The organism is Dietzia maris (genome assembly GCF_014144855.1).
Taxonomy (GTDB): Bacteria; Actinomycetota; Actinomycetes; order Mycobacteriales; family Mycobacteriaceae; genus Dietzia; species Dietzia kunjamensis.
The window spans coordinates 1-11,551 of sequence record NZ_JAALDN010000336.1 but is presented as its reverse complement, the minus strand read 5'-3'; the positions used below and the strand labels follow the sequence as shown (position 1 = coordinate 11,551).

Below are 11,551 nucleotides of genomic sequence, written 5' to 3'. Positions count from 1 at the left end.
CTTTGTCCAGGGCGTGGAAGATCTTCTCCGAGCCTCACGATCGAGGAGTGGCAGGCCCTGCGGCGACTAGTCGCGCTCTGGGAAGACGAGGGCTCCCCCGAAGCACGGCGCGCCGGCGGAAAGGCGGCAGGTGGGCGACAGCGGTCGCGGTTCCTCGCCGACGTCCTCGACGTGCAGGCTTGGAACGGCGCGCGCATCGGTGAGGTCATTGCGCTGTGGTGGTCCTTGCGCTGCGGTGGGAGGACGTCGACCTTGCTGCCGATCCGCCGACGGTGTCGATCTCCGGGACCGTCGTCAGGTTGCCGGGCCGCAAGGCAGTCGGTGGGGGACTGCGGCGGCAGGAGATGACCAAGACAGCCGACGGGTCCTGGCGTGTCGCTGCCCCCGCGTTCGTCGTCGAGGTGCTTCTGCGGCGCCGGGTCGAGGCCGCGGCGTCGGCATGGGGGTTCGTGTTCTCCACCTCGGCAGGGACGCCGCTGGATCCCCACAACGTGCGGACGAAGCTGCGGTCGGCCCGCGGAGAGGAGTTCGCGTGGGTGACACGCAAGTCCTCCGCAAGACGGTCGCCACGATGGTCGAGCGCGAGGCCGGCGTCCGGGACTCGTCGCTACTCCTCGGGCACGCCGACACCGGGGTCACCGAACGGCACTATGTCGAAGGCCTCCACGACGCCCCAGACATCAACGCGATCCTCAACGCACTCGCCCCGGTCGCGCCGGACTAAAGAGACTAGCGGACCAAGAGGTCGACTTGACCAAACCGAATCATGATCGCGACGCCCTCGGTGGCACCTGCCTCGCGCGACGTGAAGCGACTTCAGCGCGGGCTTCGTGGCGAGCGGTTTCTCGCGCCGCAGCAAAATAGCGGGCGGGGTTTTCGAGCAGCCTTGCTTCCCTGTCCTTGCCCATCTTCCAAACGTTCTCGGACATCGATAACACCTCCGTGCTCGTGAGACCAGCTTTGCAGATGATGTCTCAGCGGTACGACATTTCGGCCGGTTCTGCGCGGCGTTAGCGGCTGAGGGCGACCCCGAGGAGCGCTGCAAGCACCGTTAGCATTCGCCGGTCCTGCTCCGTAAGGTCCCCGGGGTCAGGGGAGTCGAGGGTCAACATTCCGTACGGTACGTCGTTCGCGGCCACTGTCACTGAGATGAAGGTCCTGTAGTCCTTACCGGATCCATTCCAGCCTTTCGGTGGGTCGGAATCCACATCGTGGCAGAAGTACGTTCCCAGCTCGTCGACCATGGCAAGAGCTGCGTCGCCGGCTTCGGTGCCCTCGGTGAAAGTCGAACGAGACGACCCCGTGCGGCCATAGCCGTCACCGGGCTTGAGGGCGCGAACGGGGCTCTGCACCAGTTCGAAGAAGCACGCCCTTGTGCGATCCGTCTCACCAAGTCGGTGCGCGGCCGAAGCACACACAGCCTTAACGACCTTTGGTAGCGCCTTATCGCGGTCCGGTTTTGCATTGCAGGCAACATGCTCCGCCAGGGCAGTTACCACGGGCCAGATCGCGTAGCTTACGACGATTCTCGCTTCCGTCAGAGCCTCAACTTCCCTCTCCTCGGCCTTGAGTGCTTGCTCCTCTGCAAGCCTGGCCCGGTTGTTGGCGGCTGCCAAAGCTTGTTTGTGCTGATCGTTCAGAACGTTCTGCCTCATCAGCGGGACGCCCCAAGCCACCAGTGCGGCAATAGAGCCAATCACGAGCCAGACCCACGTGTGCCAGCCTTCCGCCTCGGTGGCGGCATACGCCGAGACGGGCGCGACTACGACAGCTACTCCTGCTATGGCCCACGGCAATATGGGTCGCGTCAAGAACTGGAGGGCATCGTGTACTGCGGACGCGATCGATTCCGGGATTTGCGGCTCATCGCCATCCCGAGGTTGTGCGGACCCATGCGCTACATCGGTTGCACCGCTCATCTGGTGGGCCGCTCACGCTTGGCGCATCGGCCCAGTCCCTGCTCTGCTGTCGCGTGCCCGGATCCGAGGAGCGATCGCTCGCTAGAGAGGACGCCAGAGCTCGGCAAGGGGCCAGGGCATGACATTCGGCGACCACCATCCTCTGGTCGTGGGTGGAATCCGTGGGGTCAGCGTCCGCTGGATACGACGAAACCCTCTCCCTGTCCCGCTTCTTTGCAGGTGGGAGAGGGTTTGTGTCGTGCCCCCGAAGGGAATCGAACCCCTGACCTTTGGTACCGGAAACCAACGCTCTATCCCCTGAGCTACGAGGGCGGGATACCGACCCTCACGGGCCGGAGGCCGATCCAGCGGACACCCCGCACTGGCGGGGATCGCTCGAACAGCGAGACTGATCGTAGCACCGGCGGTCGGGCAGGACCGCATCGGGCCCGTCGGGGCTCGGACGGGTCGCCCGGACAGACGTCCGATTCCTCCCGCGACGTGCCGACACCTAGGATAGGAAGACGTGACTCCCGCCGATCTCGCCGCCGTCATCCGCGCCGCCCTCATCTCCGTTCTCGCCGACCGCGGGGCCGACACGTCGGCCGTTCCGGAGTCGGTGACGGTGGAGCGGCCGCGCAACCCCGAGCACGGGGACTACGCGACGAACATCGCTCTCCAACTGGCCAAGAAGGTGGGGTCGGCCCCTCGCGAGCTGGCGCAGGATCTCGCGACCGCGCTGGTGGCCGACCCGGGTGTGGCCTCGGCCGAGATCGCCGGACCGGGGTTCCTCAACATCCGTCTCGATTCCGGGGCCCAGGGCTCGCTCGTCGCCACCGTCCTCTCCGCGGGCGAGGAGTACGGCAACGGGGACGCGATGGCCGGCCGCCGGGTGAACCTGGAGTTCGTCTCCGCGAACCCCACCGGACCCATCCACCTGGGCGGTACGCGCTGGGCGGCGGTCGGTGACGCCCTCGGTCGTGTGCTCGAGGCCTCCGGCGCGGCGGTCACCCGTGAGTACTACTTCAACGACCACGGGGCGCAGATCGACCGCTTCAGTCGTTCGCTGGCCGCGGCTGCCCGCGGCGAGGCGACCCCCGAGGACGGCTACGCGGGGGCGTACATCCAGGACATCGCGTCGAACGTGGTCGCCGAGCACCCGGACGTGCTGGAGCAGCCGGAGTCCGACGCCCTCGAGACGTTCCGAGCGGTGGGCGTGGACCTGATGTTCAGCCACATCAAGAACTCGCTGGCCGAGTTCGGAACCGTCTTCGACGTCTACACCCACGAGAACTCGATGTTCACCTCCGGTGCGGTGGACCGCGCGATCGAGACGCTCAAGGGCAACGGGAACCTCTACGAGTCCGAGGGCGCCTGGTGGCTCCGGTCCACCGCGTTCGGTGACGACAAGGACCGCGTGGTTCTCAAGTCCGACGGCGACGCCGCCTACATCGCCGGTGACATCGCCTACTTCCTGGACAAGCGCGAACGCGGCTTCGACCTGTGCATCTACATGTTGGGAGCCGACCACCACGGGTACATCGCCCGGCTCAAGGCCGCCGCAGCGGCCCTGGGCGATGACCCGGCGACGATCGAGGTGCTCATCGGTCAGATGGTCAACCTCGTCAGGGACGGCGCCCCGGTCAAGATGAGCAAGCGGGCGGGAACCGTCATCACGCTCGACGACCTCGTCGACGCCATCGGCGTCGATGCCGCGCGGTACGCGCTGATCCGGTCCTCGGTCGACCAGACGATGGACATCGACCTGGCGCTGTGGACGTCGGCGACGAACGACAACCCCGTCTTCTACGTGCAGTACGCGCACGCCCGTCTCTGCTCCCTGGCGCGCAACGCCGCCGATCTGGGGGTCACCCCCGAGGGTGCGGACCTGGCGCTGCTCACCGAGGACCGGGAGGGTGCGCTCATCCGCACCATCGGTGAGTTCCCCCGGGTCGTGGCCAGCGCCGCGGACCTGCGCGAGCCCCACCGTATCGCCCGCTACCTCGAGGAGTTGGCCGCCGCGTATCACCGCTTCTACGACACCTGTCGTGTGCTGCCGATGGGTGACGAGGAGCCGGGCCCGCTGCACGCCGCCCGGTTCGCGTTGAGTACGGCCACCCGGCAGACCCTCGCGAACGGCCTCCGCCTGATCGGCGTCAGCGCACCGGAGAAGATGTGAGCGCCCACCCCGCCGGGGCCCGGCACGAGGTCCCGCACGCGCCGGGAATCGGTGAGCGGCCCGCCGACGCGAACGACATCATGGCACTGGCGCCCTCCGTGTGGCCACGCGGTGCCGACCGGCGCGACGACGGAGTGGTGGAGTTCGCGGGTGTCACCGCGGGCGAGCTCGCCGCGGAGTTCGGTACGCCACTGTTCGTGATCGACGAGGACGATTTCCGCTCCCGGTGCCGCGAGATGGCGGAAGCGTTCGGCGGGGCGGACCGCGTGCACTACGCATCCAAGGCGTTCCTGACCACGGAGACTGCTCGCTGGGTCGCCGAGGAGGGGCTGGGGCTGGACGTCGCCTCGGGCGGCGAGCTCGCGATCGCGCTGAGGGCCGGGTTCCCGCCCGAACGGATCACCGTCCACGGAAACAACAAGTCAGCGGACGAGCTGCGCCTGGCCGTCCGCAGTGGCGTCGCCCACGTCGTGATCGACGCGATGTCGGAGATCGAGATGCTCGACCGGATCGCCGGTGAGGAGGGCGTCGTCCAGGACGTGTTCATCCGGGTCACGGTCGGTGTCGAGGCCCACACCCACGAGTTCATCGCGACCGCCCACGAGGACCAGAAGTTCGGCTTCTCGCTCGCGGGCGGTGCGGCAATGCAGGCCGTCCGCGCGGTGTTCGACGCGCCGAACATCCGGCTGACCGGGCTGCACAGTCACATCGGGTCCCAGATCTTCGACATCGACGGGTTCGAACTCGCGGCGCGACGGGTGATCGGACTGCTGCGCGAGATCGTCGACGAGTTCGGCGCCGAGCGGACAGCTCAGCTCGACCACCTCGATCTCGGCGGCGGTCTCGGCATCAGCTACGTCTCATCGGACGATCCGCCGCCGGTGGCCCAGTTGGCGGCGTCCCTGCGGGAGATCGTCGAGGGTTTCGCCCGGGATGCCGGCCTCGTCCCTCCGACGCTGGTCGTCGAGCCCGGTCGTGCCATCGCCGGCCCGGGCACGGTCACGCTGTACGAGGTGGGCGTGGTCAAGGACGTCGAGCTCGCGGGCGGGGAGAACCGGCGCTACATCAGTGTCGACGGCGGGATGAGTGACAACATCCGCACGGCCCTGTACGACGCCGTCTACGACGCCCGGCTGGTGGGACGCTCGTCAGACGCCGAGCCAGTGGTGTCCAGGCTGGTCGGCAAACACTGCGAAAGCGGCGACGTGGTGGTGCGCGACCTGTGGATGCCGGAGGACGTGGGTGGCGGTGACCTGGTGGCCGTCGCGGCCACGGGCGCATACTGCTACTCCATGTCGAGCCGATACAACATGATCGGGCGACCCGCCGTGGTGGCGGTGCGCGACGGGCGGGCACGATTGGTGCTGCGCCGTGAGACCCTGGACGATCTGACGAGCCTGGAGGTGGGACAGTGAGCGACGCAAGCGCGTCAGGCGTGCGACCCGTGGGGGTGGCGGTGCTCGGGATGGGCACCGTCGGATCCGAGGTCATCCGCTACATGACCGAGAACGCCGACGCACTAGCGGCCCGCATCGGCGCGCCCCTGGCCCTCCGCGGCGTGGCGGTGCGCGATCTCACAAAGGATCGCGGGCTCGATCCGGACCTGCTCACCGCGGACCCGTCGTCGTTGGTCGCGCGCGACGACGTCGACGTCGTCGTCGAGCTCATGGGCGGCATCGACGTGCCGCGTCCGCTCCTCCTCGAGGCGCTGCGCCACGGCAAGGCCGTGGTGACGGCCAACAAGGCGCTGCTCGCGGAGTACACGGACGAACTGGCGGCGGTGGCCGACTCCACGCACACCGATCTGTACTTCGAGGCGGCCGTGGCCGGTGCTATCCCGGTGATCGGCCCGCTGCGCCGATCGATGGCCGGCGACCAGGTGGAGCGCGTGCTGGGGATCGTCAACGGCACCACCAACTACATCCTGTCGGAGATGGGTTCGACCGGGGCCGACTACTCGGAGACCCTCGCGGAGGCCTCCCGTCTCGGGTACGCCGAGGCCGACCCCACGGCCGATGTCGAGGGGTATGACGCGGCCGCCAAGGCCGCCATCCTCGCGTCGATCGCGTTCCACAGCCGCGTCACCGCCGGGGATGTCTACCGCGAGGGCATCTCGCGGATCTCGCCGGACGACTTCGAGTCGGCCCGCGACATGGACTGCACCATCAAGCTGCTCGCCATCTGCGAGAAGCTCACCCAGTCGGACGGGTCCGAGGCCGTGTCGGCGCGCGTGTACCCGGCGCTGCTGCCCAACACCCACCCGCTCGCCACGGTGAACGGGGCGTTCAACGCCGTCGTCGTCGAGGCGGAGGCCGCCGGTCGACTCATGTTCTACGGTCAGGGTGCGGGAGGTTCCCCGACCGCCTCCGCGGTCCTGGGCGACATGGTCGCCGCCGCCCGCAACAAGGTCGGTGCGGGTCGCGCCCCGGGGGAGTCGACGTACGCCGCTCTTCCGGTCGCCTCCATGGACGAGATCTCGACGCGCTATCACGTGCGCATGCGGGTCGCCGACAAGCCGGGCGTGCTCGCCCTCGTCGCCGCCGAGTTCTCGCGGCACGGCGTCTCCATCGCACAGGTGCGACAGACCGAGGTCGAACTGCCGGAGACCGAGCTCGACGATGTCGAGCCCTCCGCGGAGCTCACCGTCCTGACCCACCGGGCGTCGGAGCGCGCGCTCTCCGACACCGTGGCAGCACTGTCGGATCAGGACGCCGTCACGGCCATCACCAGCGTCATCCGTCTCGAGGGAGTGGACACCGAATGAGCAACACCCACCAGCCCGTGCACAGCCGGTGGCCCGGCCTCATCGAGGCCTACCGCGACCGACTCCCGATCGGGGACGACTGGGAGCCGGTGACGCTCTACGAGGGCGGGACCCCGCTCATTCGCGCGACCCACCTGTCCGCCGTGACGGGTTGCGAGGTGTACCTCAAGGTCGAGGGCCTCAACCCGACCGGATCCTTCAAGGACCGGGGCATGACGATGGCGGTGACGGATGCCAAGGCTCGCGGCCAGAAGGCCGTCCTCTGCGCGTCGACTGGCAACACGTCCGCATCGGCGGCCGCCTATGCCACCCGTGCCGGGATGGAGTGCGCCGTGCTCATCCCGCAGGGCAAGATCGCCGCCGGCAAGCTCGCCCAGGCCGTGATGCACGGGGCCACCATCATCCAGGTCGACGGCAACTTCGACGACTGCCTGGAGTTGGCCCGCAAGACCACCGCCACCTACGCCGAGATCGGGTTGGTCAACTCGGTCAACCCGGTCCGGATCGAGGGACAGAAGACGGCGGCGTTCGAGATCGTCGATGTTCTCGGGCGCGCCCCCGACCTGCACTTCCTGCCCGTCGGCAACGCGGGCAACATCACCGCGTACTGGAAGGGTTACACCGAGTACCACGCCGACGGGATCATCTCGTCCCGCCCGCGGATGATGGGTGTGCAGGCCGCCGGCGCCGCACCGCTGGTCGACGGCGCCCCGGTCAAGAACCCCGAGACCATCGCCACCGCCATCCGGATCGGCTCCCCGGCGTCGTGGGACGGCGCGGTGACCGCCCGCGACGAGTCCGGGGGGACGTTCCGCAAGCGCACCGACGAGCAGATCCTCGAGGCGTACCGCATGGTCGCCGGCAAGGATGCCGTCTATGTCGAGCCCGCCTCCGCGGCCTCGGTGGCGGGGTTGCTCGACGCGCACGCGGGCGGTGAGCTGGAGGCGGGACAGACCATCGTGTGCACCGTGACCGGCAACGGACTCAAGGACCCCGACACCGCCCTACTGGGGATGCCCGAGGTCGAGGCCATCCCGGTGGATCCGTCGGCCGTCGCCGGCGCCCTCGGCCTGCAGTGAGCGAGGTGAGCGGTCCCGGCCCGGAGGTCTTCGGCAGCTCGGGTGGGCACATCCTGCCGGTCGGGCGCACGGTCACGATCGAGGTACCGGCGTCCAGCGCGAACCTCGGGCCGGGTTTCGACGCGCTCGGGGTGGCCCTGGGTCTGTACGACACGATCACGGTGACCACGATCGACTCCGGCCTCGAGCTGGAGGTGTCGGGGGAGGGCGCCGGTCAGGTTCCCGAGGACGCCTCGCACCTGGTGGCCAAGGCCGTCGAGGCCGCGCTGCGTGCCGGTGGCGTGGGTGTGCCGGGCGTACGGATCTCCTGCCGGAACGCGATCCCGCACTCCCGCGGTCTCGGGTCGTCGGCGTCCGCCGCGGTCGGCGGACTGGTCGCGGCGAACGGTCTGATGGGCGGGGTGCTGACGAACGACCACCTGGTCCAGCTCTCGAGCGAGTTCGAGGGCCACCCGGACAACGCGGCGGCCAGTGTCCTCGGCGGGGTCGTGGTGTCGTGGACGGAGCGCTCGGCGACCGGCGTGCACTACCGTGCGGTCCGCATGGAGGTGGATCCCTCGATCGTCGCCACCGTTCTGGTGCCGTCCGAGACGTCGTCGACCGCGCAGACCCGCGGCCTGCTCCCGGCCACCGTCCCGCACGAGGACGCGGCCTTCAACGCGAGCCGCGCCGCGCTGATGTCGGTCGCGCTCGCGGCCCATCCGGAGTTCCTGCTGGCCGCGACCGAGGATCGGCTCCACCAGTCCTACCGGGCCCCGGCCCTGGTCGGCACCACCGAGTGGGTCACCAGACTGCGTGAGCGGGGTCTCGCGGCGACGGTCTCCGGCGCCGGCCCGACCGTGCTGGTGTTGGGCACCGACGGGTTGCCGACCGACCTGCGCGCCGATGCCGAGGCGCAGGGATGGACGGTGCTGGACCTGCAGATCGCGGACGGTGCCCGGGTCGTGGCCGGAGACTGACACCCGGTCGGGCGACGCCCCGTCCGATCGGTAGAGCGTCCCTTCGAGACCCCGTCGGAGGGATTCAGTCGGACGCCTCCGGGGCGATCGTCGTGATCTCGTAGTCGCCCGCGGCGTGGCGCGCCCGGATCCTGATCTTGTCGAACTTTCCGACCGTGGTCTGCGGGATGTGGTCGACGAAAGCCCAGTGATCCGGGCGCTTCCAGTTCTCCACGACGCCGTCGAGACCCTCCCAGAGGGCGCGGGCGGACGCGGTCGCCCCGGTCTTGAGCTGGACCAGGACGAGCGGCCGGTTGCCCCAGCGTTCGTCCGGGACACCGACCACGGCCACCTCTGCGACCCGGTCGTCGAGCAGGACCGCGTGTTCGAGTTCGACCGTCGAGATCAGTTCACCGCCGGAGGCGATGATGTCGTCGACCCGGTCCACCACGTCGAGGTAGCCCTTGGGGGAGATGCTGGCCACGTCCCCGGTGCGTAGCCATCCGTCGACGAAGCGATCGGAGGCCTCGTCGCCGAGGTAGCGGGCCGTCACCCACGGGCCGCGGATCTGGAGTTCGCCGACGGACCACCCGTTGTTGTGCTGGACCCGGCCGCCGTCCACGATGCGTGCCTTCACTCCGGCGGGGAACCGTCCCTGACCGAGCATCTGTGCGCGTCGCCGGGTCGCGGAGGAGTGGGGGTCCGGTCGCGCGAACGTCGCGATGGGGCTGGACTCGGTGAGTCCGTAGGCCTGCATGATCGTGACCCCGTGACGCTCGACGAACGCGTCGAACAGGGCCTCGGGGACGGGTGATCCGCCGACGAGGACCTCGCTGAGATGGCCGATCGGCTGCGGGTGGGTCTCCAGCCGCCGGAGGAGTCGTTGGAGGGTCGCCGGCGTGGTGGCCATCTTGTTCGGCCGGAACTCGCGGAGGAGGTCGGCCATGTCGTGCCCAGTGTTGATCACCCGACCCGGGCGGGGCCGGGCGGTGATGAGGCCGGCGCCGGTCATGAAGGCGGCGTACGGCAGTCCCCAGGACATGACGTGATACATCGGGACGGTCGTCAGGACGGTGTCGCCACTGCGCAGGGCGGCGCTCTCGGCCATGGACATCTGCATCGAGTGGAGCCAGATGGACCTGTGGGTGTAGGCCACGCCCTTGGAGGCGCCCGTGGTGCCGGAGGTGTAGGCGATCGCGGCGGCGGAGCGTTCGTCGAGGTCGGGCCACGGGTAGGTGGTGGGCTGGCCGTCGAGGAGGGCCTCGAGGGCGTGGACCTCCGCGCCGATGTCACCGCAGTCGGTGGGTATCCGACTGTCGACGACGACGAGGTGGCGCAGCGACTCGACCTGTGCGGCCACCGGGAGGACCGCGGGGAGCAGTTCGGGGTCCACGAGGACGACTCCGACCCGGTTGTCGCTCAGGACGGAGACCATGAACTCCACTGATCGGAGGACGTTCACCGGGAGGGCGACCGCGCCCATCGCGGGGAGGGCGAACATCGCCTCGACGACCTCGGTGCGGCTGCCGGACAGGATGCCCACCACATCGCCGGGTCGTACCCCGAGCCCGGCGAGGGCGTGCGCGGTGGCGGCCGCGCGGGAGGCCAGCACGTCGTATCGCACCGGACGGGGTTCCAGGTCGCCGACGAATCCGGTGACAGTGGACCCACCGTGTCGTTCCGCCGCGTGCTCGAGGATCCGGGACACGAGCAGTGGCGTGTCCAGCATCGTTCCGAGCACGGTCACCTCCGAGGTCGTGTGGCCCTTGTCGTGTGCTGTACGTTACCGCCCGCATCCGACGCGGTGACCGCCAGTCGCGACTCGCGGAAGGGGGACCTGCGCGCGATCGGCCACAGAGTAGTATGCTTGCACCCAGCCACGGGCGCCCGGTCGTCCCAGCATTCCGAGTCAATCCTCGCAGCACCCTCCGCACCAGGTCGGTGTGGTGTGGATCGGACTCGGTGGGACAGGCCGATCGGCGAGTGGCGTACAGGGATCCCCACTATCGAGCGGTTCTCCCCTCACGAGGATCCCCCTCAGACGAAAGATCCGTGTCCGGCCACGTTGCCGCCACGGAAGGCCCCAGCGGCCACCCCGGGACGCCGAGTCCGCTTCCCGGACACCTGCTCGATGCGAGGCGGCGTACACCGCCCCGGCCCCGGGCCCAGAAAGGATCCCCGTGACCTCGACGGACACCACTTCCACGCCAGCACAGGGTGCCTCGCTGTCGGCGATGCGCCTCAACGACCTCAAGTCGCTGGCCCAGCAGATGGGCCTCAAAGGCCTGTCGGGTAAGCGCAAGGGCGACCTCGTCGCGATGATCGAGGGCGCCCGGGGTGGCAGGCCCGCGCCGGCCCGTGAGCCCGCCCCGAAGACCGCGCCCGCCCCGAAAACCGAACCCGCGGTGGCCGACGAGCCTGCGGCGAAGGCCGAGTCGGCTCCGGAGAAGACGCCGGACCGCGATGAGGCGTCTGCACGAGACGAGGCGTCTGCACGGAGCGGGGCGCCCGCCCCGCCGACCGAGTCCGGCCGACGGGATCGTGGCGACAGGGCCGGGGGCGGTGCGGAGAACCCCCGGGGCGGGTCGGATGACTCCGACTCCGGTCGCCAGGGGGACCGCTCCAGTCGCGAGGACGGCAACCGCGGTGGCGGGCAGCGTCAGGGGCGCAACCAGCAGAACCGGGATCAGCAG

Annotated in this window: 9 protein-coding genes and 1 tRNA gene; 7 read left to right on the top strand and 3 right to left on the bottom strand. The window is 69.4% G+C overall.

The genetic code is table 11. The features are described 5' to 3' along the window. Positions 1–532 precede the first annotated feature (532 nt). Positions 533–724, top strand: coding sequence for a hypothetical protein (locus G6024_RS11405; RefSeq protein ID WP_159148738.1), 192 nt, complete (start codon positions 533–535; stop codon positions 722–724). A gap of 286 nt (positions 725–1,010) precedes the next feature. Here the strand turns inward: G6024_RS11405 and G6024_RS11400 are convergent, their stop codons facing one another. After that, on the bottom strand, positions 1,011–1,811 hold the full coding sequence (locus G6024_RS11400) for a GAF domain-containing protein (RefSeq protein WP_159148737.1): 801 nt from the start codon (positions 1,809–1,811) through the stop codon (positions 1,011–1,013). Between the two features lie 347 nt (positions 1,812–2,158). After that, positions 2,159–2,231 (bottom strand) — tRNA-Arg (locus G6024_RS11395). A gap of 193 nt (positions 2,232–2,424) precedes the next feature. Between G6024_RS11395 and argS the strand changes: the two genes are divergently transcribed. Genes argS through thrB form a run of 5 tightly spaced genes read left to right on the top strand, consistent with a single transcriptional unit; the run spans position 2,425 to position 8,879 of the window. Further along, the gene (gene argS / locus G6024_RS11390; protein WP_159148736.1) at positions 2,425–4,077 is read left to right on the top strand and encodes an arginine--tRNA ligase; all 1,653 of its coding nucleotides are present in this window, start codon (positions 2,425–2,427) and stop codon (positions 4,075–4,077) included. Next, positions 4,074–5,492, top strand: a complete 1,419-nt coding sequence (lysA, locus tag G6024_RS11385; RefSeq protein ID WP_120283607.1) for a diaminopimelate decarboxylase — start codon at positions 4,074–4,076, stop codon at positions 5,490–5,492. The genes argS and lysA overlap by 4 nt, the downstream gene beginning before the upstream one ends. Next, complete coding sequence (locus G6024_RS11380) at positions 5,489–6,841, top strand: homoserine dehydrogenase (RefSeq protein ID WP_067718363.1); 1,353 nt, start codon at positions 5,489–5,491, stop codon at positions 6,839–6,841. Before lysA ends, G6024_RS11380 begins: the two co-directional genes overlap by 4 nt. Further along, on the top strand, positions 6,838–7,920 hold the full coding sequence (thrC, locus tag G6024_RS11375) for a threonine synthase (RefSeq protein WP_069389615.1): 1,083 nt from the start codon (positions 6,838–6,840) through the stop codon (positions 7,918–7,920). The genes G6024_RS11380 and thrC overlap by 4 nt, the downstream gene beginning before the upstream one ends. Continuing rightward, positions 7,917–8,879 (top strand): homoserine kinase, encoded by a 963-nt coding sequence (gene thrB, locus G6024_RS11370; protein WP_132060922.1) that lies wholly within the window; start codon positions 7,917–7,919, stop codon positions 8,877–8,879. The genes thrC and thrB overlap by 4 nt, the downstream gene beginning before the upstream one ends. 64 nt (positions 8,880–8,943) lie before the next feature. On the opposite strand, the gene G6024_RS11365 is transcribed toward thrB, so the two are convergent. Continuing rightward, the gene (locus G6024_RS11365; RefSeq protein ID WP_235027875.1) at positions 8,944–10,605 is read right to left on the bottom strand and encodes a long-chain-fatty-acid--CoA ligase; all 1,662 of its coding nucleotides are present in this window, start codon (positions 10,603–10,605) and stop codon (positions 8,944–8,946) included. A gap of 433 nt (positions 10,606–11,038) precedes the next feature. Between G6024_RS11365 and G6024_RS16700 the strand changes: the two genes are divergently transcribed. Further along, positions 11,039–11,551, top strand: a 513-nt coding sequence (locus G6024_RS16700) for a Rho termination factor N-terminal domain-containing protein (RefSeq protein WP_235027874.1), incomplete at its 3' end; no start/stop codon positions are given.

Bases quoted from the DNA above. Each gene is read 5' to 3' on its own strand.
- thrC (WP_069389615.1), top strand. From the start codon at position 6,838: ATGAGCAACACCCACCAGCCCGTGCACAGCCGGTGGCCCGGCCTCATC.